Source organism: uncultured Dysosmobacter sp., assembly GCF_947631165.1.
In the GTDB taxonomy this organism is placed as follows: domain Bacteria; phylum Bacillota; class Clostridia; order Oscillospirales; family Oscillospiraceae; genus Oscillibacter.
On sequence record NZ_CANRKH010000036.1, the window covers coordinates 1 to 24762 of the forward strand.

Consider the following 24762-nt stretch of genomic DNA (forward strand, 5'->3'; position numbering starts at 1 on the left):
CGGTACACCCGGCCGGGGGCGATGATGCGGATGGGCAGCTCCATGGAGTCCATGGCCCGGACCTGCATGGGGCTGGTCTGGCTGCGGAGCATCACCCGCTCGTCCTTGTCGAAGTAGAAGGTGTCGGACCAGTCCCGGCTGGGGTGGCCCGGCTCGGCGTTCAGCCGGTCGAAGTTCAGCTCGCCCAGCTCGATCTCCGGGCCGTCCAGCACGGTGAAGCCCATGCCCACGAAGATGTCCTTGATCTCGTCCAGGGCCAGGTACATGGGGTGCTTGTGGCCCAGCTTCACCGCCTTGCCGGGGATGGACACGTCCACGGTCTCCAGCTTCAGCTTGGCCTCCAGGGCTTTCTCTGCCAGGATGGCGGACTGGGCCTCGATAGCCTTTTCCAGACTGGCCCGGACTTCGTTGGCCATCTGGCCCATGACGGGCCGCAGTTCAGCAGAGAGGCCGCCCATCTGCTTTAAAACGGCGGTCAGCTCGCCCTTTTTGCCCAGGTACTTCACCCGCAGAGCGTCCAGGTCCGTCCCCGCCTGGGTCGCGGCGATGGATTCCAGCGCCGCCTTGCGGATCGCTTCCAGTTGTTCTTTCATGTCTTAAAACTCCTTTTATGGATGGATTTTACTTCCTTATCATCATCAGCATCTGCCGGGCCGCCCGGATCTACCGGCCGTAGTCCGCCGGGAAGGGCGGGAGCACGTCTGGATTTTTCAAGATCCACTTCACCGCGTAGACACACAGCAGCTCGGGCTCGTCATTGCCCTGGCCGTCCCGGAGTGCACGGGCCAGGCGGCTCACTTCAGCCAGATCCTCCCCGGAGAGGGGATCGCCCAGCTTGAAATACTCCGGCAGGACCCGGAGCATCTTGCGGTAGTCGCCGTCCCAGTTCCTGCCGCCGTTGTCCAAAATCTCATGGGAGACCCGGCCCGCGATGCGGATGGCCTCGCCCTGGGCGGTTCTGGCCCGCCCCTGGGGCGGCACCAGATAGTCCCACAGCTTTTGGTACTGCTTGGCAAAGCCCTCCTCCGTGATGACGATGGGGGAGACCCCGTCATGGACCTCCACGGGCTTGGCGGGCGGCACATCGAAGATTTCATAGAGCCGCTCCAGCGCCTCAGTCTGCTGGGTCAGAAATTCCGGGTTTTGGATCCCCGGCCTGGCCCGCTCAAACTGCTCACCGATGGCGGCCACGGCTTTGCGGGCATCCTCGGTGATCCGTGCGCCATGTTCCAGAAGCAGGCTGCAGACCTCCAAAAGGGTGGCAAAGGGCACGCGGTTCTGGTGAAGCGTCATTTCCAACGGGGACTGCCGGGTGTGAAACAGAGGCTCCTCTGGCCGGGCCTCCACGTCCGCCCCGGCGTCCAGTAGGGCCTTGACCGCCTTGGGGCGGCCGTACATGGCGGCATGGTGCAGGGGCGTGACGCCGCCCGCGGCCGCTTGGACATCCGCGCCCAGGTCGATGAGCAGCTGCACCTCGCCCCGCCAGGAGCCGGCTTGATGGAAAATAGGCGTTTTGCCGTAGTAGTCCACGAAATTCACGTCCGCGCCCTGCTCCCTGGCCCAAACAGCGAAGTCCCGGGGAAGGGGCGATTTGGAGAAGATGTTGGAGCCGTAGGTCCTGCTGGTCAGGGCGTTTGGCTCACAGCGGGAAAAGAGGGATTTCAAAACCTCGATGTCTCCGGCCTCCAGCAAGGCGTCCAGCTCCTTAGGCAGGGTCGAGCGTTTTTTCGCCATCCGTTTTTCCTCCTAATACAACAAAAAGCCTTTCGCCCCAAACCTTGGGACGAAAGGCAAACCTTCCGCGGTACCACCCAAATTCGCACTTTTCAAGTGCGCGCTTGAAGCCCCTGTAACGGAGGGCCTCCGGCCGTGTCTCCACGGCGGCTCCCGGGCGAACCAAACGGAGCTTTGCAGACAGGCTTTCAGCCGGTGGCCTGTCCTCTCTGGAGCATTGCTGACCCGTTATTTTCCCGTTCATCGCTGATATGATCGGCACGGTTGAAAAGGGATTTAAGCTCTCTTTCAACTGTGTTGCCTGCACTGAATATCACTTATACCATAGAAAACCGGGAAATGCAAGAGAAAAATCCCCCATTCCGCCGATTTTGGCGGTATGGGGGAAAAGTTCAGTCCTCGCCCTTGTAGGGATTCAGCACGATGCTGACGATCCCGCAGAGGATCCCGCCCACGGCGAACAGCCAGACGGTTTCCGTGCCCCAGCTGCCGGAGCGAAGGCCGAGCGCCACATAAATGGCGGTGGCCGCCAGCATGATGACACCGCAGCAGACGCCGATCAGGTCCAGCTTCTTCTTGGCCTCCGGCGTGGGATTGTTGTCCCGGTTGTACTTCCAGATCTTGTACTTGTCCTCCATAATGCCGCCGTAGATAAAGCAGTACACCGCCCCGGCGACGATCAGCAGGAACAGGCCGATACTGAGGGTTTCATAGGGCTGTTTTTCTTCCCCGAATACGGCGGCGGCCAGCATAATGAGCACGACGCCGAAGAGGATGGCCCCCACGCCGCCGGCGATATACCAGACGAATTTCTGGTGGAAGGCATCCTTCTCATCCTGGGTATAGAAGTCCGCCAGAACGGGAAACTTCCTGCGGAAGTTCCCATGCTGGATGCTGCTGGCCACCAGGACTACCGTGGAGACCGTCACCACCAGCATGAACAGCGTTCCGGCCAGCAGCTCGGCGGCACTGCCGCCCCAGAGCTCCGAGGCAGGAAAGAACACGCTCACAGCGGCAATGATGGCGGCGACGGCCCCGGCGATCCGCTTGGCAAAGCGGGTCATGAACGCGTCGTACTGGGCGGTATCGCTGACGCGGCTTTCCTCCACGCTGCCCCGCAGCAGGGTGTCCAGATCTACGTCGTACAGGTCGCAGATCCGCAGCAGCGTGTCCATCTCGGGAAAGCTCTGGCCGCCCTCCCACTTGCTGACGGACTGGCGGGAGACTTCCAGTTGCTCCGCCAGCTGTTCCTGCGTAATGCCTGCCTGGGTGCGGATGAATTGCAGGTTTTCGGGAAATGCCATACAAAAGACCTCCTTCGTTTGATGGCCTCATTTTAGCGAAGCGAGGCCCGCAACGCCAGCGATTTCATGTTGCGTTTGAGGAAATGGATGTAAACTTCCGGTTGCATGCCCTTTATTTTTTGCAAGAAAGCTGTTTTCGGCGGAAAAAACCGCCCGTGCCGGGAACGGCACGGACGGCGGCGCTCATTCCACAGTGACGCTCTTGGCCAGATTCCTGGGCTTGTCGATATCGCAGCCCCGCTGTAACGCCACATAATAGGCGAACAATTGCAGAGGCACGATGCCCAAGGAGGGCTGGAGCACCGGATGGGTGTCCGGCACCACCACGGTGGCGTCAGCGGTCTTTTCCATTTTCTCATGGAAGCTGTCGGTGGTGACGGCCAGCACCTCGGCACCCCTGGCCTTCACCTCCACCACATTGCTCATGGCCTTGTCGAACAGGGGACCGTAGGTCCCCAGGGCCACCACCAGAGTCCCCTCTTCGATGAGGGAGATGGTGCCGTGCTTCAGCTCGCCGGAGGCGTAGGCTTCGGAGTGGATGTAACTGATCTCCTTCAGCTTCAGGGAACCCTCCAGCCCCAGAGCGTAATCCAGGTTCCGGCCGATGAAGAAGATGGAATTGTGGTTGAAATAGCGGGAGGCGAAGTACTGAACATCCTCAAAGTGGGCCAGAACGCGCTCCATTTTTTCCGGCAGGGCCTGGACCTCCGTCAGGATGGCGTCATACTCGCGCTGTTCCACCGTTCCCAGCAGGTCCGCCAGATACAGTCCCACCAGGTCCAGCAGGACCAGCTGGGTGGAGTAGGCCTTGGTGGTCGCCACGGCGATCTCCGGGCCGGCCCAGGTGTACAGCACGTCGTCGGCCTCCCGGGCGATGGAGCTGCCCACCACATTGACGATGGCCAGGGTCCTTCCGCCCCGGCGCTGGGCTTCCCGCATGGCGGCCATGGTGTCCAGCGTCTCGCCGGACTGGCTGATGACCACCACCAGCGTGTTCGCGTCCACCAGCGGGTCGCTGTACCGGAACTCCGAGGCCAGACACACCTCCACCGGGCGGCGCAGCAGCCGTTCCCAGTTGTATTTGCAAACCTGCCCCACATGGTAGCTGGAGCCGCAGGCGATGATGAAGATCCGGGAAATGCTTTGGACATATTCCGCCGTCAGGGAGACGTTGTCCAGCACCACGCGGCCCTCCCGGATACGGGGGGAGACGGTGCGGCGGACAGCCTCCGGCTGCTCCAGGATCTCCTTGAACATAAAGTGGGCGTAGCCGCCCTTTTCGGCGGCGGACACATCCCAGTCCACCTGGCAGCGGGCCTTTTCCCGGGGATTCAGCTCGCTGTCGAACACGTCGATGCTGTCCGGCGTTACCACGGCGATCTCGCCGTCGTCCATATAGGCCACGTCCCGGGTGTGCTTGATGATGGCCGTCACGTCAGAAGCGATGAAGTTGCCGTTTTTGCCGTAGCCCAGGATCAGCGGACTGTCCTTCCGGGCGGCGATGAGGGTGTCAGGATAGTCGGAGCAGATGATGCCGAAGGCGTAGGAGCCTTCGATGCGCCGCAGGCAGCGGCCCACGGCCTCCATCATGTTGCCGCACTCGTTGTAATGAAATTCCAGAAGCTGGGCCACCACCTCGGAGTCCGTGTCGGAGGTGAAGGTGACACCGTGCTTTTGCAGATGCTCTTTGATCTCCAGATAATTTTCGATGATGCCGTTGTGGACCAGGGCGATGCGCCCGTTTTCGCTGACATGGGGGTGGGCGTTGACGTCGTTGGGCTCCCCGTGGGTCGCCCAGCGGGTGTGGCCGATGCCCAAAGTACCCTCCAGGTCTGTTCCGCCGTGGGTCAGCTCGGAGAGGACCTTCAGGCGGCCCTTGGCCTTTTTCACCTGTAAGCCCCGGGCCTGGGACAGCACCGCCACACCGGCGGAGTCATAGCCGCGGTACTCCATCCGCTCCAATCCGTCCAACAAAATAGGGGCCGCCTGTTCGCGGCCCGCGAAACCAATGATCCCACACATATATATAGATATCCTCCTGATGATCACAAAGTAATACAGTCAATTAACTTAAAAAATAGCATTGCTATTTTTCAAGTGGACGATGCCCGCTGTGCGCGGAGCGCACGGTAATTGACTATGAAATCCGAATCAAGGCCGCTAAGCGGCCTGTCACGGCGCAGGCGCCGCGACACTTGAAAAGCGGTTTTACCACTTTTCAAGTTATTTGATTATAAGACCCTGGGCGTGCGGCTGAAAAATGCCGACTGCGGCTCCGGGGCCGGATACCAAAAGGACAAACACGCAGAAATTTGCCGCTTTATAGGCCCGTCTGGGCTTTGGCGCGGTCACAGCCTTTCTGTTTTGCGGTCGCCCGCATATTTGTAGGCTGTGTCACATGGCCGCGTCCACGGAAGAGCATCCGCCGAAAAATTTCGATAAACTCTTCTCCTCGTCGTCCCGCGGCGTTCTCGCCGCGGGCGCATGGCGCTTTGTGATGGGCTGTGCCCATGAGCCTCCTTTCTGTTTCTGCGATTTGATGGGACTGCTGACAGTTCCCGCCTGGCGCCGGTGCCGCGGCTTTTCCGCCGTGCTTTGCTGAAACCCGCGGAGCTTCATAATGGCTCCCGCGGTTTTTACCCTGACGGAAAAGTCCAGGGCGCCGCTGCCCAAAGCGGCTTTGTCAACATGTCTTTATATGATAAAACTCTGAGCTCTCAGAGCGTTATCCAGTAGAGTATTGCTGAAATTGGGATGTGCGGACCAGCAGGCAGATTTTTTGCCTGGCAAGGAAGAGAAGCGCAGGAATCCTGACGGATTTCAAGCTCTTCTGATGCCGTTCAGGTGAAAAATCTGTTGCCAAGACGTGCGTTACGATTTCATCGGTGGTTCCGTAAGAATAAATCCATTGGAAAGGGCAAACAATGCTGGAAGGGGTGTTCCTGTTATGATGACCGCTTTTGCCCGCACTGTGATCCTGTACTTCCTTATCATGGCCGGCCTGCGCCTGATGGGCAAACGCCAGATCGGCGAGCTGGAGCCGGGAGAGCTGGTGCTCACCATGATGATCTCAGACCTGGCCGCCGTCCCTATGCAGGATTTCGGCATCCCGCTGCTGGCGGGAATCATTCCGATCCTGACGCTGATGGCCTTGTCCATGCTGTTAAGTCAATTATCTTTACAAAACCTGCGATTCCGGGATTTTGTTTGCGGAAGGCCCGCCCTGCTCATTCGGGAGGGCATCCTGCAGCAGGAGGTGATGCGGAAGAACCGCTACACTATCGACGAGCTGCTGGAGGAGCTGCGGGGCCAGGGCTTTTCCGACCCCAGCCAGGTGAAATACGCCATCCTGGAAAATTCCGGCCAGGTGTCCGTCCTGCCCTGGACGCGGCATCAGCCCCCCACCGCTCAGCAGCTGAGCTTGAAGGTGGCGGAGGATACCATGCTGCCGGTGATCCTCATCAACGATGGGCGGGTCCTGACCCGGAACCTGGCCGCCTGCGGCAAGGATCGGGCTTGGCTGCTGGAGACGCTGCGGAAGCGGCACCTGTCCTCGCCCAAAGAAGTCTTTCTCATGACCCTGGACCAGCGGCAGCAGGTGACCTGTGTGAAAAAGGAGGCGTCTCCATGAAAAAGGGCTATCTGTTTCCCGTTGCCATTTTGGCGGCCATCCTGGCTTTTGCCTTGTGGAACAGTCGCGTCATGACGGCGGAGACAGACCGCTGGCGGGCGCAGCTGGAGCAGGGGGACCAGCTGGCTCAGGCCGGGGACTGGACCGGCGCTGCCGGCGCGGTGGCCCGCAGCTACGACGATTGGACCGCCCGCCAGACGTACCTGCACGTCGTCTCAGAGCATGACGCGGTGGACGACGCCGAGGCCATGTACCGCCGGGCCATGGCCTTTGCGGCGGTGGAGGAACTGAGCGAGTTTCGGGCGGAGATCTCCGACCTGCGGGACCAATTGCGGCTGCTGGCGGAGATGGAGCAGTGCAGCGTCAGCAATATCCTCTGAGGATGTGAATACAGCTTACTTTTCAGACAGCAGCTTGTTACTTCTCAGACAGCAGCTTGTTCAGCTCCGCCATGAAGGTGTCGATATCCTTGAACTGGCGGTAGACGGAGGCGAAGCGGACATAGGCCACCTGATCCACGGCGCGGAGCCGTTCCATGACCCGCTCGCCGATGACAGAGGTGCTGATCTCCCGCTCCATGGAGTTTTGCAGGTCCTGCTCGATCTCCCCGGCGATCTTTTCCAGCTCGGCCAGGGGGACGGGACGCTTTTCACAGGCCCGGATCATGCCGCCCAGCACCTTCTGCCGGTCAAAGCTCTGGCGGCTGCCGTCCTTTTTCACCACCACTACAGGCAGGCTCTCCACCGTCTCATAGGTAGTGAACCGCTTGCCGCAGGACAGGCACTCCCGGCGGCGGCGGATGCTGGAACCCTCGTCGGCGGGGCGGGAATCAATGACCTTGCTCTCGCTGTAAGCGCAAAACGGACAGTTCATAAGTGACCTCCCGATCTTTCGCCGGAGCATTCCGGCGGATTCTGTTGGGGCTGATTTATATTATTATATCACAGGACCGCAAAATATGGTATCTATTCTTGAAAAATTTACATTTTTTCATGTGGGAACACCGGAGTCTCCCGACTGTCGAAGGCGAATACCATATAAGACCCGCCCCGGATGGTCCGGAGGCTGGCGAAGCAAAACAGAGTCGCCAGAGGGAAGGGCTGACGGCAGTCCCAAGGCAGGGCCAGGAAACGGAGGTCCGGTTCGGTCCGGGTCAGCGCACCCTGGACGTTCCGCAGCCGCTGCCGCAGCCAAGGGGACTGGAACAGCCGCTCTGGCTCCGCCGCCGGCGACCAAAGTGCTGCGCCCGCCGGGCGGACCTCGCCCCGCAGCAGACGGCCCAGAGGCGCGGTCATCCGCTGGGAGAACCGGCGGCGGAGGACCGCCGTCTGGCCTCCCTCTGGCTCCAGAATGCCCAGCCGCAGTTCGCCCCGCTCTCCCACCGCCCAGGCGCACCACAGGCCCTCTTCCGGCAGAGCGCAGCGGGCGGTGAACCAGGTGTACAGGGCTTCCCGCTCTGCTGTCAGCTCTCCCGCCGGACTGCCGTTCCGCAGCAGCGGAAACTTGTCCATGCCCTCCGCCTCCTCTTTTCAGCACGGCGGAAAAGACCGCCTGTGCAAGGATATGCACAGGCGGTCTCCTATATGCTCAGGCGTACTGCCCTTTATTCACTGAGGGTATAGCTCCCGCGCACCAGCAGCTTGGTGGTGGCGGCGGTGGCCTTGACGCCCCGGCCCTCGATGGTCATCATGTACAGATGGTTCTGGCTCAGCGCGCCGCTGTTGTTCAGGACCGAGGCGGTGGTCTCGTCGATCAATCCCGGCGCGGAGGGGGAGACGCACACGGCGCTCCCGACCCGCAGCATCACCTCGCAGCCGATATCCCCAGTGAGGGTCTGGCCGCTGGAAAGGGTCACGACGGTGAAGGAGGCGCTGGTCCCGCCGGAGACCGACACCCCGGCCTGCTGGGCGATCTGGCTGTTGCGGGCGGCGATCTTCTGATCGACCCGCTGGAGGATCGTGTTGAGGAAGGTCTCGTTCAAATAGCTCAGCGTTACCAGGGGATCGCCGGAGCTTCCGGCCTCTGCCGCCGCGGTCACCGTCATGTTCAGCGCCGCGCTGAGAGCCAGCAGAATGACCATACGCAGGACCCATCTGTTCTTTTTCATATGTACCTCCAATATCTTTCGTTGCCCCTCTGGGGGAAATTCCCCCAGAGGGATGGCTTGTTCAGACCAGCTGGTCGTGAGGCAGCCCAAAGCTCACCGCGATGGCCGTGTCGACTTTGGTCATCACTGTTTCCTCCACATGCCCCATCCGCTCCCGCAGCCGCTTTTTGTCAAGAGTCCGCACCTGCTCCAGCAGGACCACGGAGTCCCGGCTCAGGCCGCAGTTCTGATCCACGGGAAGGTCGATATGTGTCGGCAGCCGGGCCTTGCCCGTCTGGGAGGTAATGGCCGCCGCGATCACGGTGGGGCTGTAACGGTTGCCGGTGTCGTTCTGAATGATCAGAACAGGCCGGACGCCGCCCTGCTCGCTGCCCACCACCGGGGAGAGATCGGCATAGTAAATATCGCCGCGCTTGACACTCGTATCCACAAAGTTCACACTCCGCCGAAATGAAGTACCCGTCACCGAAGCCCTTCGGTGAGGCCACTTTCATTCTCCCACGCAGTTTCGGAATTTATACGCTGCCGGGAAGGCAAAATTCCGGCGTCCCTGCCCCAAGTCATCCTATGCGGGAAACAGGGAAGGTGTGCTTAAGGGGGAGGAGCGTACTCACAGCAGCAGCCGCAGGCTGCGCTCCACCACTTCTCCATGCTCTAAATAAAGCCGAGGCACCCGCTTGCTGACGGCGCAGATCAGCTCATAGGGGATGGTGCCCAGAAGGGCGGACAAGCCGTCCACCGGCTGGGCGGGGCCGAACAGCTCCACCGCGTCGCCCACGTGGACCTCCGGCAGGCCCGTCAGGTCCACCATGGTCATATCCATGCAGATGCGGCCCCGAATGGGGGCAGGGCCGTGGGCGGTCTGGACCGCCATGCGGTTGGAGAGGCCCCGGAACAGGCCGTCGGCATAGCCCACGGGCAGTACGCCCACCCGGGTCTTTTCCGCGGTGCAGAAGGTCCGGCCGTAACTGATGTCCGTCCCAGGGTCAAAGACCTTGATGGTGGAGACGCAGGACTTCAGCGCCATGACCGGCCGCAGGCCCAGCCGGGCTGCGTCGGCTCCCACACCGTACAGGGCGATGCCGGGACGCACCATGTCCAGATACATCTCCGGGTATCGGGCCAGAGCGCCGCTGTTGGCGCAGTGGCGGATGGCGAAGGTCCGGCCCTGTTCCGCCAAGGCGTCCACGACCCGGGTGAACACCGCAAACTGCTCCTGGGTATAGCGCTGGCTCTCCAGGGCGTCCTCGTCGGCGGCGGCGAAGTGGGTGAAAATGCCCTCCGCTGTCAGGCCTGGCAGGGCGCAGGCGTCGGCAATGGCCGCCACGCCGCCCACAAAGTGGCCGTCCCGCACCAAAAAGCCCAGGCGGGACATGCCGGTGTCCACCTTGATGTGGACCTTCAGCGTGCCGCCGCAGGCCTGGGCCGCCTCGCTGTATTCCGCCGCCTTGGCCAGCGCCGAGACGGTTTGGGTGATGTGGTATTGGATGAGCTGGGGGACCATCTCCGGCGGCGTGTGGCCCAGGATCAAGATGGGCATGATGATCCCGGCGTAGCGCAGTTCCCGCGCCTCATCCAGACTGGACACCGCCAGATAATCAGCTCCCAGGGTTTCCAGCTTCCGGGCCGTCTGTACCGCGCCGTGGCCGTAGGCGTCCGCCTTTACCACGCCCAGGTATTTCACATCGGGGCCGGTCAGCGCTCTGGCCCGGCGGTAATTGTGGGCCAGGGCGTCCAGATCGATCTCCGCCCAGGTTCGCCGCAGGACTGTATCTTCCATGGATATCGCTTCCTCTTCTCAGGATTCCTGAGATATTGTATCATAAAAGGTAAAACTCGTAAACTCCGCAGTTAAAAATATTTCGCCCTCCACAGCGATCTCGCCCCGCAGGGGGGTCCCATCGTCCTGCCGGAGCCAGACGGTAGAGACCAGCTTGCCGCCCTGAGGACCGCTTTGATCCACGCACAGCCGCAGGCAGGGCACGTCGTTCCACTCCTCCTGGCTCTCCTCCAGCAGCCAGCCGTCCCGCAGGGCGTTCATCAGCCGGGGCAGGCAGGCGGCGGGGCTGATCTCCTCCGGACTGACGGTCCCGGCGTTGAGACAGTCTCCCTCGTACTCCAGCGTCCAGGCGCCTTCGTCCAGCACCGCCTTTACACCGGCGATGCTTTCCGGCGACAGCACCTCGATCACGCTCTCACCGCCAGGGACATATTCGCACCGCAGCTCCGCCGTCCATTCCAAGCCCTCCTGTTCGCAGGTGACGGCGGCTTCCATGACGCAGCCCGCCATGTCGTGATACCTGGCCCGCAGGTCCGCTGTTTCTTCCGTTGTGCCGCCGCACCCTGTCAGCAGCAGGCACAGGGTCATCATCAGTACGCACATCCCCTTGCGCACCAAACACGCCTCCACTTCATAAAATGAGAAATTAGGAGTTAGGAATTTCAAAAGACTGTGAAGCTGGCAATCTGAGGGAAAATTCCTCATTCCTCATTCCTGATTCCTAATTCCAGAAACGCTTCCGGAAGTTCCCGGACCACATCCTCCGGCATCACGGCATAGGCCGTCAGCTTCTCCGCCGCCAGATCCCCCGCCCGGCCATGGAGCCAGACGCCCATGGCCGCCGCCTCCAGCGGCCTGGCCCCCTGGGCCAGCAGGGAGGCGATGACGCCGGTCAGCACGTCGCCGCTGCCGCCCTTGGCAAGGCCGGAATTCCCGGTGGTGTTCACCAGGACCTCTCCGCCGGGACCGGCGGTCACGGTGCGGTGGCCCTTTAGAACCAATGTGCAGCCGTGGGCGGCCGCGAAGTCTCTGGCTGCCAGCGCCCGGTCTCCCCTGGAGGCCCCGCCGATGCGGGCAAATTCTCCCTCGTGGGGCGTCAGCACGGTGATCCGGTCCCGCCGTCCGTCCAAAACATCTATATGTCCCGCCAGGGCGTTTATGCCGTCGGCGTCCAGGACGACGGGCTTTTCCGTTTCCGTCAGCAGGCGGCACACCAGCCGGGACAGGGCCTCGCTCCGGCCCAGACCGGGGCCCAGGGCCAGCACATCGCAGCCGGACAGCCGTCCCCATATCTGCGGAAAGGCATTTTCTTGCAGCCGCCCCTCTGCGTCAGGCAGGGGGAAGGGCATGGCGGAAGCGCATTTGGCTGCTTCCACCGGCCAGATGGCGGCGGGGACCCCTGCGAACACCAGTCCGCAGCCGGACCGGCCCGCCGCCGCAGCCGTCAGGTACGGCGCGCCGGTATAGCCTACCGCGCCGCCTACGATCAGCAGCTTGCCGAAATCGCCCTTGTGGCCGTCGGCCTTTCTGGGCGGAAGATGGTCCCGGACATAGGCGGCGTCCACCGCCGGGGGCGTGATCTGATCCCGCATGAGCGTACCTCCTGCTCCGGGCCTTGGCCCGTTTGCTTACGTCTGTTGCACAAAACCTCGTATCTTCCATTGGCGCAGTGTGCTGCGCCAATGGGAATAGACATTATTATAGAAGAAATCCGTACGCATTGCAACGCGGAGTTCCCCCGGCTCCCGCATTTTGAAAGGCCCGCCTGCCGGATGACCGCCCATTTGGATAGTTTGGCAAAGAATTTAGAAAACCAGCGGCACGAAAGATAAAAGGGACCGGTCCGCTTGACAGCCGCTTCCATCCTCCGTATAATGCGTATATTGCCGGTGAGACAGATGCGGGGAGGGGGATCGCTGTGGAAAATCTGATGTTCAGCCTGAACGCCACTGTGCCGGTCTTTTTGATGATGGCGCTGGGCTTTCTGCTGCGGAGGAGGACCCACTTGATGAGTGAGGATTTTGCCAACGCCCTGAACACCTTTGTTTTTCAGGTGGCTCTGCCGGCGCAGCTGTTCAAAAATCTGTCCGAGTCGGATTTCCACACCGTCTGGAACGGCGGCGTGGTGCTGTTTTGCTTTTTGGTCTCCCTGGCGTCCATTTTGCTGATGCTGGCGCTGTCGCTGCTGGGGGACCGGGCCATTCGGGCGGAATTTACCCAGGCGGGCTACCGGGGCAGCCAGGCGCTGCTGGGGGCGGCGCTGATGCAGAACGTCTACGGCGAGACCGGCCCTCTGGCGCTGGTGCTGATCGGCGCGGTGCCGCTGTATAATGTGGCGGCGGTGGCGCTGCTGACGCTGCTGTCGCCGGAGGGGGGACACCTGGACCGAAAGACCCTGGGAAAGACCCTGCAGGGCATCGTGACCAACCCCATCATCCTGGGCATCGCGGCGGGCCTGCTGTGGTCGCTGCTGCGGCTCCAGCTGCCGGTGATCCTGCGGCGGGCGGTGTCCGACTTGGCGGCCACGGCTACGCCCATGGGCCTGCTGGCGCTGGGAGCCTGCATCGACCCCAAAAAGGTCCTGGGCTGCTGGAGGCCTACGGCGGCGGCCAGCGTGTGCAAGCTGCTGCTGTTCCCGATGCTGTTCCTGCCCCTGGCGGTGGCCCTGGGCTGGCGGGGCCAGGTGCTGATGGCGATCCTGGTGATGCTTGGCTCGCCCACCACCGTCAGCTGTTTCAGCATGGCCCGCAGCATGGGGCATGAGGGGACCCTCTCCTCCGGCGCAGTGATGCTGACCACCATTTGCAGCGCCTTTACCTTTACGGGATGGCTGTACCTCCTCAAGACCCTAGCGCTGCTGTGAAGAGACGGCGAATATGGAAAATGGATGGCCCTTGGCCATCCATTTTTTGATAAAGCGGGAAAAATTTCCTTGACATATATCGGTTTCCGATATATAATCAATATATCGGAAACCGATATACCAATAAGGAGGCGTTTGTATGGAATTGGACAAGAGCCTGCTCAGCGGCAGCATGACTCTATTGGTGATGAAGCTGCTGGAGGACGGGGATAAGTACGGCTACCAAATGATCGAGGAGCTGAAGCGCCGCAGTGACGATACCTTCCATCTGAAAGCGGGGACATTGTATCCCCTGCTCCACAATCTGGAGGAGAAAGAACTGGTCACTGCTTATGAGCGGAAGGCCGCCGCCGGGAAGCCCCGGCGCTATTACCGCCTGACAAAGCGGGGAGCCGCGGCGCTGGTGGAGAAGGAGACGGCCTGGGACACCTATGCCCAGGCTGTTGGGAAGGTCCTGAAGGGAGGCGCCTGCTGTGCCGGAGCGTAAGACCATCCAGGAGTATCTGGAGATTGTGGAGGAGCAGATCCGCTGGAAGCGGGCCAGACCCGTGGTATCATTGGAGCTGCAGCGTCATCTGGAGGACCAGCGGGACGCCTTCGCAGAGGCGGGGACTGTCCCGGAGGAGGCGGAACGTTTAGCGGTGGAGGAGATGGGGGACCCAGTGACCGTGGGCACGGAGCTGGACCGGGTCCACCGGCCCAGGCCCCAGTGGGGACTGCTGGCGCTGACCGTTCTGCTGGCGCTGTGCGGGGGCTTTCTGCGGGTATGGCTGTTCGCCGGATCAGAGCATTTGGGCAGCGGCCTGGCGCAAACGGCGCTGTCCCTGGCCTTGGGAACGGCCTGCCTGTTGGGAGCTTATTTTCTGGATGTCTCCTTCCTGGGCCGCTATGGGAAAGCGGTATACGTCGCCGCCATTGCTGTAGGGCTGCTGTCCCTGTGGCTCTCTCCAAGATGGAACAACGTTTCCTACTATACCCGCTATGTGGCGCTGTGCTATCCGGTGGTCTATGCCGTTTGGCTGTATGTTTGCCGCGGGAAGGGCTGGAAAGGCGTTTTCCTTGCTATATCAGGCGGCGTGCCGCTGGCTGCCGTCTGTGCGCTCACGCCATTTGCAATGGGCCTGTTCCTGCTGTTGTCTGTCGGGCTGCTCCTGCTGCTGGCCGCCGCCGGAATGGACTGGTTCGGTGTGGGAAGACTGCCCACGGCGGGAGCGGCCGGAGGCTGCGCCGTGGTTTTGTCCGCGGCGGTGTTCCGGATCGGATGGAACGATTATTTTGCTCAAAGGGTTCGGATCGCCTTCCACCCAGAGTTGGACCCGATGCGCATGGGCTATCAGGGGATGCTGAACCGCTTAGCTCTGTCCGGAGTCAAGTGGCTGGGGGAGGGGACCATGCCCCGGCAGTATGTCCAATACCCCTATGAGGTGGCAGTGCCGGACGCGGACCACAGCATGATTCCCCTGACTATCATTTTCAAGCTGGGCTGGCTGCCGTTTTTGCTGCTGATGCTGGCGCTGGCGGCGCTGTTGATCTGGCTGCTGTGCCGCTGCCTGCGGCAGAAGAGCCAGTTGGGACGGATGACAGTCCTGGCGGTGGTGCTGACCCTGGGCTTCCAGCTCCTGTTCAGCCTGGCCATCAACAGCGGCGTGGTGCTGTTCAGCGCGGAGATGCCTCTGCTGGTGGGTAATCTCCACACCGTTCTGGACATGGCCCTCATCGGTTTGGCGCTGTCGGTCTTTCGCGGCAGCTCCATCGCCCGGGAGGACGGCGAAAGAGAGCGGCTGGTTCTCCGCACAGTACCGCGTATCAGAATTGCGTTCCAGCATGAACGGGATACACAAAACGGCGGCTGCGTTTTGGGGATTTCGCTGATTTTCTCGAAAGATGAAACAAAAATGATGGAAAGCTCGTCTATATAATAGATACTGGGAGGGATTTTGGCAAAATAAGGTGACATAATATTTTTGAGAAATCCGTGGATATGTATTGACCCTGGCAGAAACCTCCTGTATAATGATCGTAGGCGCTGTTACACAGGTGACATAAAACACCGCAGCCCATTGGGGCGGCGGTGTTTTTTTCCAACCGCATTCGACAAATTCTGACAGAAAGGGACTGCCATGCATCAAATTCGACTGCCAAAATGGCTGCTGGGCGCCGCCCTGGGCGCCGCGCTGCTGGCGGCGCCAGCCGCTGCCTTTACTGACACGGAGGGACACTGGGCCGAGGGAGCCATTGCGAAATGGAGCCAGGAGTACAGCATCATCCAGGGCTATGAGGACGGCACCTTCCGCCCCGACAATTCCATCACCCGGGGCGCCTTCGCGGGCATTCTGGACCGCTTTATGCAATTCAGGACCATTTCCGGGCCGGAGACCTTTTCTGATATCCAGGGAAATTACTGGGAGAGCGCTATTTTGAAGCTCCATGCCTCCGGGGTATATCTGGGGACTGACGGCAAGGCCCTGGCGGGGAACACCATAACCCGCCAGCAGGCGGTGACCATGATCGCCCGGGCCTTTCAGATCGAATCCACCACCACCAGCCTGCCTTACGACGACGCGGATCAGTTTGCGGACTATGCCGCCGGCCCGGTGGCGGAGATGACCGCCCGGGGCTATATCACCGACTGCTGGGACGGCTGCTTCCGTCCCCAGGAGGCCATAACCCGGGCGGAGATCGTCAGCATCCTGAACAACATGATCCAGGTGCTGGTCCAGAGCGAGATCGTCTATTCCGGCCTGGTGGAAGGCTCCCTGATGATCAACAGCGTCAACGGCGCGGCTCTGGCGGACGCGGACATCTCCGGCGACCTGATCCTGGCCCCCGGTGTGCAGGGACCGGTGACGCTGACCAATGTGGAGATCGGCGGGAACATCCGCAATTTCAGCGCCGTGTCCCCCACCTGGACAGAGAACCAAGACCCGGAGACTCCGGAGGACCCGGCGGAGCCGCAGGTCCCCGGCATCCAGCCCAGCGAGGTCTATACTCCCGGCGAGACCACCGGCAGCTATGTGGCCTATGACGGCAAGCAGATCCCCATCTATGAGGGGCGGGACCTGATCCACCTTTACGACGGCGACTTCTATTGGAACGAGGACTGCCTGGAATACATCGGCAGCGATTTCCGCACCCGCTTCGGCATCGATGTGTCCGCCTACCAGAACCGGGCCAGCGAAAACAACACTATCGACTGGGAGGCCGCAGCGGCGGACGGTGTGGAATTCGCCATGATCCGGGCCGGTCTGCGGGGGACCTCCAGCGGCGCTATCCACGCTGACGAGTACTACGCCCAGAACATCGACGGCGCCATGGCGGCCGGCATCGAGACTGGCGTGTATTTCTTCGCCCAGGCCATTACTGTGGAGGAGGCCATCGAGGAGGCGGACTTTGTCATCAGCCTGCTGGAGGGCCACGAGATCGATGGACCCGTTGCCTATGACTGGGAGATGCACGACTCCAGCTATCGGGTCTACGGTACCGCGCCGGAGATGGCCACCGCCTGCGCCGTGGCGTTCTGCCAACGGGTCGAGGAGGCCGGCTATACTCCCATGATTTACGCGGGACAGTATGTCAGCTACATCAAGTATGACCAGGGCGCTCTGGCGGACTACCTGTACTGGTATCCGGAGTACAAGAGCGCGTCCTCGGAAAAGCTGTATCCCACCTTTGCCTACCAGATGGACTACTGGCAGTTCTCCAGCAGCTGCTCTGTAGACGGCATCGGCGGCCGGGTGGACGGCAATATCCAATTTATCTGGTAAACAGCAAACGGCGCTGGTCATTGACCAGCGCCGTTTTTGGCGGGAATATTCTGCGTGGGGGAAACATGCTGGGCAACGACCAGACCGGCGGTGATCAATCCCGCGCCCAGCAGAGCCAAGGGGGAGACCGGCTCTCCCAGAAACAGCCAGGCGACCAGAATGGTGATAAAGGGCTGCAAGTAGATAAAGGAGTTGGTGGTGACGACCCCCAGATAGTGGAAGGCACGATTCCACAGGATGAAGCACAGTCCGCTGCCCAGAAGGCCCAGGAAGAGGAAGTTGCCCGCTGCCACCGGCGTCAGCAGGGGCGCGGTGGGATAGGGGAGACCCTCCAGCAGCACCATGGGCAGAGCAGTCAGAATGCCCCAGAACAGTGTCCGCCGTGTCGTCAGGATGGGGTCCAGATGCTCTGCCGTTCGCCGCAGCAGCACGGAATAGCAGGCCCAGCAGAGGGCGGCTGCCAGGGCCAGCAGATCGCCCAGAGGATTCAGCTTCAGCACGAAGGTGCCGTTGCACACCACCAGCACCACGCCGGCGAAAGCTGCCAGAAAGCCCCACAGCGTCTGGCGGCGGAACCGCTCCTCCCCGGTGAGATGGGCCAGGACGGCGGTGAAGATGGGAGCCGCCGTCACGATGATGCTGACGTTGGAGGCCAGCGTGTAGGTCAGGGCCGTGTTCTCCGTATAGAAATAGAGAGAGCAGCCGGAGAGACCCAGAAGCACAAAGGCGCACTCCTGTTTCCAGGTCAGGGCCAGCTTCCGGGGCCGCAGCAGCCACAGGGCACAGTAGGCCAGCAGGAACCGGGTCAGCATGATCTGCGCGGGGCTATAAACGGCCAGCAGTTTTTTGCTGGAAATAAAAGTGGAGCCCCAGACGGTGATGGTGAAGGCGGCAAACAGACAGCCGGTGAGCTTTTTGCGGTTTTCCATGGTATCCATCCTTTTCCTGCGGATTTTCAGCACGCCTCCCATCATAGCACGGAAAATATGGAAGGGCAAGAGCGTCCGTTTACATTCCGGGGCCTGAGACGTAAAATGAATTTAGAGATATTTGGAACCTTTGGGCGGGATGCGCCGTCTAAAGAGACAGATGACCAATAGAAGGAAGGGGTGTTTGTCTGTGCGGAAGCGTATTTGTATGGCGGTTTTGCTCTGCATTTTGCTGTTGGCGGGCTGCGGCGTGGAGGCCAAGACAGGAGAGAAGTTTGAGGGCGAGGTCAACACCTACGAGGGTGTGACCATGACCGCTGTGGAGGGAACGGCCTGTCCCGGCACCGTCACGGTGGAGATCCTGAACACCACGGATGCGGAGATCGACAGCGGCAACGAGCATGACTTCGGCCTGCAAAAGGAAGTGGACGGGTCATGGTACTGGCTGGAGACGCTGGATGATGAATATGCCAACACCGCCGAGGCGCTGATCTATCCAAAGAACGAGACAGTGACCCAGGAGCTGACCTGGGCCAGTGTGTACGGAACCCTCCCGGAGGGCCATTATCGAGTCGCCAAATGGTTTTTTGAGTACCGGGGACCGGGGGACTGCACGGACTTCCTGCTGGCCGCCGAGTTTTCCGTAGATCCATAGAAATAGAAGCGCAAAGCCGTATAAAAAGGCGCGGCGGGCCAACGGCCCGCCGCGCGGTCTCAAAGAGAAGGGAAGCCTCTTATTTGCGGTTCTCCTTCTGGTTGCGCTGCTCGTTCTGCTGCTTGTTCTCGCGCTGATTCTGGTTCTGGTTTTGGTTCTGATTGCGCTCGTTCTGGTTGTTTTCGCGGTTCTGCATAAAAATGTCTCCTTTCGATTCACTGGGTACAGCCATATTCTTGCCCCGCTGCTTGAAAATATACAAAAAAATCAAAAAAACATGGTTGACAAAGCGAATAACGACTGGTATACTGATTTAGCAAAACAAAGCAGGCGCGCATCCGCCTCACCTCCAGCCAGAGGGCGAAGAGGTCAACAACGTTGTGAACAGACTGCCCGGGAAGGCAGTTTGCTGTTGCGCGGATGCCGTTTTGGTATCCGCGTTTTGTGATTTTTAGGATGGAGGTGCTTTGACCATAGCTAAGTTAGTGCATGAACTGAATGAGGACATCCGCGACAAGGAGATCCGCCTGATCGGCTCCCAGGGCGAGCAGCTGGGGATCATGGGGCCTGCCGAGGCGCTGAAGATCGCCGACGAGCAGGGCCTGGACCTGGTGAAGATCTCACCCCAGGCGACGCCCCCTGTCTGCAAGCTGATGAACTACGGCAAGTTCCGCTTCGAGCAGAGCAAGAAGGAAAAGGAAGCCAGAAAGAACCAGCATGTGGTGGAGATCAAGGAGATCCGTATGTCTCCAGGCATCGATGTCGGCGATTTCAACACCAAGCTGAAAAACGCCCAGAAGTTCATTGCCGACGGCAACCGCGTCAAGGTCTCTGTCCGTTTCCGGGGCCGTGAGATGGCCCACACCGACATCGGCAAGGACCTGCTGGACAAATTCGCCCAGCAGTGTGCTGAAACGGCGAACCTGGATAAACCCGCCAAGCTGGAGGGCCGGATGATGTCCATCTTCCTCTCTCCCAAGGGCGGAAAGTGAGCGACCAAGATTTTTTAATACACGGAAGGAGTTATCTACTATGCCTAAGCTGAAGACCCATAGCGGCGCCAAGAAGAGATTCAACCTGACCAAGACCGGTAAGGTGAAGCGTGCCAAGGCTTTCAAGAGCCACATCCTCACCAAGAAGGACACCAAGCGGACTCGTCGCCTGCGCGCCGGTGGCTATGCGGACGTTACCAATATGGATGCCGTCCGCAAGATGATCCCCTACAAGTAAGCTACGAGACGTTTGAAATAGGAGGTTTTTACAATGGCTAGAGTCAAAGGCGCGATGATGACGCGCAAGAGAAGAAATAAGACCCTGAAGATGGCCAAGGGCTACTGGGGTTCCAAGTCCAAGCATTTCCGCGTTGCCAACCAGGCGGTGATGAAGTCCCTGACCTATGCTTACACCGGCCGCCGGCTGAAGAAGCGCGACTTCCGCTCCCTGTGGATCACCCGCATTTCCGCCGCCTGCAAGCTGAACGGCATGAACTACTCCACCTTCATGCACGGTCTGAAGGTCGCCGGCATTGAGATCAACCGCAAGATGCTGGCCGAGCTGGCTGTCAACGACGCTGTCGCCTTCACCCAGCTGACCGAGATTGCCAAGAAGGCCTGATCTTGACACGATGTCATCATAAAAACAGCGTCCCGATTTTCGGGGCGCTGTTTTTGTTTTATCGTCCGTCAGCTGCCCGGCAGAAATAAGGCCCGCAAATCTCCTCGTGGGTATGCACATAGGTCCAGGAGAAATCCTTGTCCACCAGATACCAGTCCGAACCATTAAAAGACGGGTAATCATCTGCCGGGCGGTCTGCCAGGGCCAGGGCCTTTGACTTGGGAAGGGCCTGGATCAGCGGCTGGCTGGCTGGCGGATACTCACAATAGAAGAAATACAATGTCTCCTCCGGTACCTCCGCCAAGGCCTGTCGGGCCGCACCGCCTGTCAGGCAGGGGACCAATTCCCAGGAGAAGATGTGCCAGAGGTAATTCCCCTCCGCCAGCACATGAGCGCCCAGCTTTTCCTCCGGTACGCCTGCGGCGAAGGTGTCCAGCCAGCGAGTTTTGATGTTGGCAGGGAAGGGCTCCTCCCAGGGGACCATGGTGGCTACCAGCCGGTTGATGGGCTGGCCCAGTTCGTAGAACTTGGCCTCATAGTCCGTCATAACGCCTACGGGACCGTTGGCATGCAGATCCCGGGTCACCTCGGACAAGGTGAAGCCGAAGCGGGGAATCTCCTCCACGGAGAACTCAAACAATCCCTGGTTGTCAGTTTTGAAGTGGATCTGGCCGCCCATTTTCAACACCTGGCGGTACAGCTTCAGGAAATTGCCATGGGTCAGCCGCCGCTTGGCGTGGCGGTTGCTGGGCCAGGGATCCGAGAAATTCAGATAGATGCGGTCCACCTCACCGGAGGCAAAGAAATAGGGGAGCTGGTCAGCGTTGGCATCGACGAAGTAGACGTTGGTCAGCCCCGCCTTCACGCACCGCTCCATGGCCACCACCATGGCGTCAGGGACCATCTCTACGGCGATGAACAGCACGTCCGGCTCTGCCGCCGCCGTTCCGGCAGTGAAGCGGCCCTTGCCGCAGCCCAGCTCCAGCCGCAGCTCCCGGGCCTGGGGCATCAGGTCCCGCCAATGGCCCTGCCGCACGTAGGGGTCCCGGATCAGACGGTCGCCGCAGCGGTCCATCCGGGGGATCAGGTTTTTCTTTTTCCGCATCCGCATAGGTGAGATCCTCCCAAGGATATCAATTTGGCCGTAAGCCACAAGGTCTTGTGGCGGCAGGATGATTCTACCACAGGAAAACGCCGCTGTAAATGACTTTTCACCGGGAAAAATCGCGGGAAACAAGACGGGGAGGGGCGGATTATGTTAATAGCTTCACAAAATTGTATAAATTTTAACGATTATTTTGTGTGAAGTGTAAAAAAGCGGAAAACCGGGTATTAGGGCTGCATTTTCCACTTGATAAATCAGGGGGATGTCTATATAATGGAGATTGTGAGTAAATTGGCAAACTGGGATTTGCTCTCGTCCCCTGGCAGGCAAGAGAACGTGAGAAACACAGACTAAAATTAAAATAACAGGAGGAAACAACATGAAGGTAGCAATTTTCGGCGCCGGCACCATGGGCAGCGGTATTGCTCAGGTTTTCGCAGCGAAGGGCCACACCGCCCTGATGTATGCAAGCTCCGTGGCTTCCGCCCAGAAGCACAAGGATAAGCTGGCGGCTTCTTTGCAGAAGCGCGTGGAGAAGGGCAAGATGACCCAGGAGGCCGTGGACGCCCTGATGGCCAATATCCTGGTGGAGGAGAAGTCCGCCTGCGCTGACGCCGACCTGATCATCGAGTGCGTCAAGGAGGACATGGCCACCAAGAAGGAACTGCTGAACGAGCTGGACGCCATGTGCAAGCCCGAGGCCGTTTTCGCCTCCAACACCTCCTCGCTGTCCATCACCGAGATGGGTAATGGCCTGAAGCATCCCGTCATCGGTATGCACTTCTTCAATCCCGTGCCCAGCATGAAGCTGGTGGAGATCATCCGGGGCGCCAATACGACCCAGGAGACTTTTGATTTCGTTTACAAGCTGTCTCAGGAGATCGGCAAGGACCCCGTCGAGGTGGCTGAGGCCCCCGGCTTTGTGGTCAACAAGATCCTGATCCCCATGATCAACGAGGCCATCGGCCTAGTGGAGACCGGCGTCGCCTCCGTGGAGGATATCGACAAGTCCATGCGCCTGGGCGCCAACCATCCCATGGGCCCCCTGGCTCTGGGCGACTTCATCGGCCTGGACGTCTGCCTTGCCATTATGGACACGCTGTACACCGAGACCGGCGATCCCAAGTACCGTCCCGCCCTGCTGCTGAAGAAGATGGTCCGCGGCGGCCTGCTGGGCAAGAAGAGCGGCAAGGGTTTCTATGATTATTCCAAGTAAAATCTGATAGAAAAGGAGTAAAGTAAAAGGTATGGATTTTCATCTTTCAAATGAGCAGCTGATGCTCCGTAAGATGTACAGGGAATTCGCCGAGAACGAAGTGAAACCTCTGGCTGAGGAGATCGACGAGGAAGAGCGGTTCCCCATGGAGACCGTGGAGAAGATGGCGAAGCTGGGCATGATGGGCATCTACTTCCCCAAAGAGTACGGCGGCGCCGGTGGCGACGTCCTCTCCTATGCCATGTGCGTGGAGGAGCTGGCCAAGGTCTGCGGCACCACCGCTGTTATCGTGTCTGCTCATACCTCCCTGTGCTGCGCTCCCATTTTTGAGAATGGCACCGAGGAGCAGAAGCGCAAGTATCTGCCCGACCTGCTGAGCGGCCGCAAGATCGGCGCCTTCGGCCTGACTGAGCCCAACGCCGGCACCGACGCCTCCGGCCAGCAGACCACTGCCGTGCTGGAGGGCGACCACTATGTCCTCAACGGCTCCAAGTGCTTCATCACCAACGGCAACGTGGCCGATACCTTTGTGGTCTTTGCCATGACCGATAAGAGCAAGGGCAACCACGGCATCTCCGCCTTCATCGTGGAAAAGAGCTTCCCTGGCTTCTCCACCGGCAAGCATGAGAAGAAGATGGGCATCCGCGGCTCCTCTACCTGTGACCTGATCTTTGAGGACTGCATCGTCCCCAAGGAGAACTTGCTGGGCAAGGAAGGCAAGGGCTTCAAGATCGCCATGCAGACCCTGGACGGCGGCCGGATCGGCATCGCCGCGCAGGCTCTGGGCCTGGGCGAAGGCGCTGTAAATGAGGCTGTGAAGTATACCCAGGAGCGCGTTCAGTTTGGCCGCCGCCTGAGCCAGTTCCAGAACACCCAGTTCCAGCTGGCCGATATGCACACCCGTATGCAGGCCGCTCAGTATCTGGTCTATGCCGCTGCCTGCAAGAAGCAGCTGCATGAGGACTATTCCATGGACGCCTCTATGGCGAAGCTGTTTGCCGCCGAGGCCGCTTCCGACGTGACCCGCCGCGCCGTCCAGCTGTTCGGCGGCTATGGCTACACCCGTGAGTATCCCGTGGAGCGCATGATGCGCGACGCCAAGATCACCGAGATCTACGAGGGTACATCCGAGGTCCAGCGCATGGTCATTTCCAGCCGCCTGGGCGTGAAATAAGATAGGAGGTAAAGGTTAAAATGAAGATCATTGTTTCTATTAAGCAGGTACCCGATACCTCCGGCAAGGTGGCTGTCAATCCCGACGGTACCCTGAACCGCGCGTCCATGCAGACCATTACCAACCCCGACGACATGAACGCCCTGGAGGCCGCTCTGAAGATCAAGGACGCCACCAACTGCAAGGTCATTGTCGTCACCATGGGTCCCCCGCCTGCGGCCGGCATGCTGCGGGAAGCCCTGGCCATGGGCGCGGATGAGGCCGTACTGGTCTCCGCCCGTGAGTTCGGCGGCTCCGACACTTACGCCACTTCCCAGATCCTGGCTGCCGCCATCAACAAGATCGGCGTGGAGAAGGATGATATCGTGCTGTGCGGCCGTCAGGCTATCGACGGCGACACCGCCCAGGTGGGCCCCCAGATCGCCGAGAAGCTGCACCTGCCCCAGATCACCTATGCCGCTGATATCACCAAGGAAGGCGACACCGTCACCGTCAAGCGGATGCTGGAGGATGGATACATGACCATCAAGACCCAGACCCCCTGCCTGGTGACCTGCATCAAGGAGCTGAACGAGCCCCGTTATATGAGCGTCGGCGGCGTGTTCGAGGCCTATGCCAAGCCCCTGGATACATACAATTATGAGACGCTGAAGGACGATCCCCTGATCGACGCCACCACCATCGGCCTGAAGGGCTCTCCCACCAACATCTTCAAGAGCTTCACGCCTCCCCAAAAGGGCGCCGGCATGATGCTCTCCGAGGTGGATGACAAGGCCAATTGTGAAAAGCTGGCCTCTATCCTGGCCGCTAAGCACATCATCTGAGAAAGGGGATAAAAGAGTATGTCTAATTTCAACAGTGCTGATATCGCTGCTTTCAAGGATGT

General features: G+C 60.2%; 25 protein-coding genes and 1 pseudogene. 13 read left to right on the forward strand and 13 right to left on the reverse strand.

Annotated features, from left to right (window positions below; all coding sequences use genetic code 11):
• The 4 genes and pseudogenes from pheS to glmS form a co-directional block, all read right to left on the reverse strand.
• Positions 1 to 593, reverse strand: a pseudogene (gene pheS / locus Q0Z69_RS13615) (phenylalanine--tRNA ligase subunit alpha); the annotation flags it as partial.
• Positions 594 to 663: 70 nt separating this feature from the next.
• A complete protein-coding gene (locus Q0Z69_RS13620) occupies positions 664 to 1734 on the reverse strand; it encodes an ankyrin repeat domain-containing protein (RefSeq protein WP_298034666.1) in 1071 nt (356 codons plus the stop codon).
• Between the two features lie 392 nt (positions 1735 to 2126).
• Complete coding sequence (locus Q0Z69_RS13625; protein WP_298034669.1) at positions 2127 to 3038, reverse strand: helix-turn-helix domain-containing protein; 912 nt, start codon at positions 3036 to 3038, stop codon at positions 2127 to 2129.
• A gap of 183 nt (positions 3039 to 3221) precedes the next feature.
• Positions 3222 to 5060 (reverse strand): glutamine--fructose-6-phosphate transaminase (isomerizing), encoded by a 1839-nt coding sequence (gene glmS / locus Q0Z69_RS13630; protein ID WP_298034673.1) that lies wholly within the window; start codon positions 5058 to 5060, stop codon positions 3222 to 3224.
• A gap of 925 nt (positions 5061 to 5985) precedes the next feature.
• On the opposite strand from glmS, the gene Q0Z69_RS13635 reads away from it, so the two are divergent.
• Entirely contained in the window at positions 5986 to 6669 is a 684-nt protein-coding gene (locus Q0Z69_RS13635) for a DUF421 domain-containing protein (RefSeq protein WP_298034676.1), read from the forward strand.
• Positions 6666 to 7049, forward strand: coding sequence for a DUF4363 family protein (locus Q0Z69_RS13640; RefSeq protein WP_298034679.1), 384 nt, complete (start codon positions 6666 to 6668; stop codon positions 7047 to 7049). Before Q0Z69_RS13635 ends, Q0Z69_RS13640 begins: the two co-directional genes overlap by 4 nt.
• Before the next feature lie 37 nt (positions 7050 to 7086).
• On the opposite strand, the gene nrdR is transcribed toward Q0Z69_RS13640, so the two are convergent.
• The 7 genes from nrdR to Q0Z69_RS13675 form a co-directional block, all read right to left on the reverse strand.
• Entirely contained in the window at positions 7087 to 7542 is a 456-nt protein-coding gene (gene nrdR / locus Q0Z69_RS13645; protein WP_298034682.1) for a transcriptional regulator NrdR, read from the reverse strand.
• Positions 7543 to 7649: 107 nt separating this feature from the next.
• Entirely contained in the window at positions 7650 to 8180 is a 531-nt protein-coding gene (locus Q0Z69_RS13650) for a hypothetical protein (protein WP_298034684.1), read from the reverse strand.
• Between the two features lie 92 nt (positions 8181 to 8272).
• Complete coding sequence (locus Q0Z69_RS13655; RefSeq protein ID WP_298034687.1) at positions 8273 to 8776, reverse strand: hypothetical protein; 504 nt, start codon at positions 8774 to 8776, stop codon at positions 8273 to 8275.
• A gap of 61 nt (positions 8777 to 8837) precedes the next feature.
• Positions 8838 to 9206 carry a type II toxin-antitoxin system PemK/MazF family toxin gene (locus Q0Z69_RS13660; RefSeq protein WP_298034689.1) on the reverse strand — a complete coding sequence of 123 codons (369 nt, stop codon included), beginning with the start codon at positions 9204 to 9206 and terminating at the stop codon, positions 8838 to 8840.
• 180 nt (positions 9207 to 9386) lie between these two features.
• Complete coding sequence (gene alr / locus Q0Z69_RS13665; protein ID WP_298034692.1) at positions 9387 to 10556, reverse strand: alanine racemase; 1170 nt, start codon at positions 10554 to 10556, stop codon at positions 9387 to 9389.
• 18 nt (positions 10557 to 10574) lie between these two features.
• Positions 10575 to 11171 (reverse strand): hypothetical protein, encoded by a 597-nt coding sequence (locus Q0Z69_RS13670; protein WP_298034693.1) that lies wholly within the window; start codon positions 11169 to 11171, stop codon positions 10575 to 10577.
• A gap of 86 nt (positions 11172 to 11257) precedes the next feature.
• On the reverse strand, positions 11258 to 12148 hold the full coding sequence (locus Q0Z69_RS13675) for an NAD(P)H-hydrate dehydratase (protein WP_298034696.1): 891 nt from the start codon (positions 12146 to 12148) through the stop codon (positions 11258 to 11260).
• A gap of 326 nt (positions 12149 to 12474) precedes the next feature.
• On the opposite strand from Q0Z69_RS13675, the gene Q0Z69_RS13680 reads away from it, so the two are divergent.
• The 4 genes from Q0Z69_RS13680 to Q0Z69_RS13695 all read left to right on the forward strand — a co-directional run bounded on the left by Q0Z69_RS13680 (position 12475) and on the right by Q0Z69_RS13695 (position 17183).
• Positions 12475 to 13419, forward strand: a complete 945-nt coding sequence (locus Q0Z69_RS13680) for an AEC family transporter (RefSeq protein WP_298034699.1) — start codon at positions 12475 to 12477, stop codon at positions 13417 to 13419.
• Positions 13420 to 13558: 139 nt separating this feature from the next.
• Positions 13559 to 13906 (forward strand): PadR family transcriptional regulator, encoded by a 348-nt coding sequence (locus tag Q0Z69_RS13685; protein WP_298034702.1) that lies wholly within the window; start codon positions 13559 to 13561, stop codon positions 13904 to 13906.
• Entirely contained in the window at positions 13893 to 15338 is a 1446-nt protein-coding gene (locus tag Q0Z69_RS13690) for a permease prefix domain 1-containing protein (RefSeq protein ID WP_298034704.1), read from the forward strand. The genes Q0Z69_RS13685 and Q0Z69_RS13690 overlap by 14 nt, the downstream gene beginning before the upstream one ends.
• Before the next feature lie 201 nt (positions 15339 to 15539).
• Complete coding sequence (locus Q0Z69_RS13695) at positions 15540 to 17183, forward strand: S-layer homology domain-containing protein (protein ID WP_298034706.1); 1644 nt, start codon at positions 15540 to 15542, stop codon at positions 17181 to 17183.
• A 17-nt stretch (positions 17184 to 17200) separates the two neighbouring features.
• Here Q0Z69_RS13695 and Q0Z69_RS13700 read toward each other — a convergent pair whose 3' ends face one another.
• Positions 17201 to 18112 carry a DMT family transporter gene (locus Q0Z69_RS13700; RefSeq protein ID WP_298034709.1) on the reverse strand — a complete coding sequence of 304 codons (912 nt, stop codon included), beginning with the start codon at positions 18110 to 18112 and terminating at the stop codon, positions 17201 to 17203.
• A 208-nt stretch (positions 18113 to 18320) separates the two neighbouring features.
• Here Q0Z69_RS13700 and Q0Z69_RS13705 point away from each other — a divergent pair, with 208 nt between their 5' ends.
• From Q0Z69_RS13705 to rplT, 4 genes are all read left to right on the forward strand, one after another.
• On the forward strand, positions 18321 to 18767 hold the full coding sequence (locus Q0Z69_RS13705) for an immunoglobulin-like domain-containing protein (protein WP_298034713.1): 447 nt from the start codon (positions 18321 to 18323) through the stop codon (positions 18765 to 18767).
• Between the two features lie 467 nt (positions 18768 to 19234).
• Positions 19235 to 19759 carry a translation initiation factor IF-3 gene (infC, locus tag Q0Z69_RS13710; RefSeq protein ID WP_298034715.1) on the forward strand — a complete coding sequence of 175 codons (525 nt, stop codon included), beginning with the start codon at positions 19235 to 19237 and terminating at the stop codon, positions 19757 to 19759.
• A 40-nt stretch (positions 19760 to 19799) separates the two neighbouring features.
• Positions 19800 to 19997: a 50S ribosomal protein L35 gene (gene rpmI, locus Q0Z69_RS13715; RefSeq protein ID WP_187015059.1), complete on the forward strand. Its 198-nt coding sequence runs from the start codon at positions 19800 to 19802 to the stop codon at positions 19995 to 19997.
• A gap of 33 nt (positions 19998 to 20030) precedes the next feature.
• On the forward strand, positions 20031 to 20381 hold the full coding sequence (gene rplT / locus Q0Z69_RS13720; RefSeq protein WP_298034719.1) for a 50S ribosomal protein L20: 351 nt from the start codon (positions 20031 to 20033) through the stop codon (positions 20379 to 20381).
• A gap of 58 nt (positions 20382 to 20439) precedes the next feature.
• Here the strand turns inward: rplT and trmB are convergent, their stop codons facing one another.
• The gene (gene trmB / locus Q0Z69_RS13725; RefSeq protein ID WP_298034722.1) at positions 20440 to 21492 is read right to left on the reverse strand and encodes a tRNA (guanosine(46)-N7)-methyltransferase TrmB; all 1053 of its coding nucleotides are present in this window, start codon (positions 21490 to 21492) and stop codon (positions 20440 to 20442) included.
• Positions 21493 to 21865: 373 nt separating this feature from the next.
• Between trmB and Q0Z69_RS13730 the strand changes: the two genes are divergently transcribed.
• From Q0Z69_RS13730 to acrB, 3 genes are read left to right on the forward strand one after another with little or no spacing between them, the layout of a single operon-like run.
• Complete coding sequence (locus tag Q0Z69_RS13730; protein WP_298034726.1) at positions 21866 to 22702, forward strand: 3-hydroxyacyl-CoA dehydrogenase family protein; 837 nt, start codon at positions 21866 to 21868, stop codon at positions 22700 to 22702.
• A 31-nt stretch (positions 22703 to 22733) separates the two neighbouring features.
• Positions 22734 to 23876 carry an acyl-CoA dehydrogenase gene (locus Q0Z69_RS13735; protein ID WP_298034729.1) on the forward strand — a complete coding sequence of 381 codons (1143 nt, stop codon included), beginning with the start codon at positions 22734 to 22736 and terminating at the stop codon, positions 23874 to 23876.
• A gap of 20 nt (positions 23877 to 23896) precedes the next feature.
• Positions 23897 to 24700, forward strand: coding sequence for an acryloyl-CoA reductase electron transfer subunit gamma (acrB, locus tag Q0Z69_RS13740; RefSeq protein WP_298034732.1), 804 nt, complete (start codon positions 23897 to 23899; stop codon positions 24698 to 24700).
• Positions 24701 to 24762 lie beyond the last annotated feature (62 nt).

Excerpts from the sequence above, each read along its gene's own strand:
- Q0Z69_RS13700 (WP_298034709.1), bottom strand. The coding sequence starts at position 18,112 with ATGGAAAACCGCAAAAAGCTCACCGGCTGTCTGTTTGCCGCCTTCACC.
- Q0Z69_RS13620 (WP_298034666.1), bottom strand. The coding sequence starts at position 1,734 with ATGGCGAAAAAACGCTCGACCCTGCCTAAGGAGCTGGACGCCTTGCTG.
- nrdR (WP_298034682.1), bottom strand. The coding sequence starts at position 7,542 with ATGAACTGTCCGTTTTGCGCTTACAGCGAGAGCAAGGTCATTGATTCC.
- rpmI (WP_187015059.1), top strand. The coding sequence starts at position 19,800 with ATGCCTAAGCTGAAGACCCATAGCGGCGCCAAGAAGAGATTCAACCTG.
- Q0Z69_RS13705 (WP_298034713.1), top strand. The coding sequence starts at position 18,321 with ATGGCGGTTTTGCTCTGCATTTTGCTGTTGGCGGGCTGCGGCGTGGAG.
- Q0Z69_RS13635 (WP_298034676.1), top strand. The coding sequence starts at position 5,986 with ATGATGACCGCTTTTGCCCGCACTGTGATCCTGTACTTCCTTATCATG.
- alr (WP_298034692.1), bottom strand. The coding sequence starts at position 10,556 with ATGGAAGATACAGTCCTGCGGCGAACCTGGGCGGAGATCGATCTGGAC.
- trmB (WP_298034722.1), bottom strand. The coding sequence starts at position 21,492 with ATGCGGATGCGGAAAAAGAAAAACCTGATCCCCCGGATGGACCGCTGC.
- Q0Z69_RS13695 (WP_298034706.1), top strand. The coding sequence starts at position 15,540 with ATGCATCAAATTCGACTGCCAAAATGGCTGCTGGGCGCCGCCCTGGGC.
- rplT (WP_298034719.1), top strand. The coding sequence starts at position 20,031 with ATGGCTAGAGTCAAAGGCGCGATGATGACGCGCAAGAGAAGAAATAAG.
- Q0Z69_RS13625 (WP_298034669.1), bottom strand. The coding sequence starts at position 3,038 with ATGGCATTTCCCGAAAACCTGCAATTCATCCGCACCCAGGCAGGCATT.
- Q0Z69_RS13655 (WP_298034687.1), bottom strand. The coding sequence starts at position 8,776 with ATGAAAAAGAACAGATGGGTCCTGCGTATGGTCATTCTGCTGGCTCTC.
- Q0Z69_RS13735 (WP_298034729.1), top strand. The coding sequence starts at position 22,734 with ATGGATTTTCATCTTTCAAATGAGCAGCTGATGCTCCGTAAGATGTAC.
- Q0Z69_RS13640 (WP_298034679.1), top strand. The coding sequence starts at position 6,666 with ATGAAAAAGGGCTATCTGTTTCCCGTTGCCATTTTGGCGGCCATCCTG.
- Q0Z69_RS13730 (WP_298034726.1), top strand. The coding sequence starts at position 21,866 with ATGAAGGTAGCAATTTTCGGCGCCGGCACCATGGGCAGCGGTATTGCT.
- acrB (WP_298034732.1), top strand. The coding sequence starts at position 23,897 with ATGAAGATCATTGTTTCTATTAAGCAGGTACCCGATACCTCCGGCAAG.
- Q0Z69_RS13675 (WP_298034696.1), bottom strand. The coding sequence starts at position 12,148 with ATGCGGGATCAGATCACGCCCCCGGCGGTGGACGCCGCCTATGTCCGG.
- Q0Z69_RS13685 (WP_298034702.1), top strand. The coding sequence starts at position 13,559 with ATGGAATTGGACAAGAGCCTGCTCAGCGGCAGCATGACTCTATTGGTG.
- Q0Z69_RS13650 (WP_298034684.1), bottom strand. The coding sequence starts at position 8,180 with ATGGACAAGTTTCCGCTGCTGCGGAACGGCAGTCCGGCGGGAGAGCTG.
- glmS (WP_298034673.1), bottom strand. The coding sequence starts at position 5,060 with ATGTGTGGGATCATTGGTTTCGCGGGCCGCGAACAGGCGGCCCCTATT.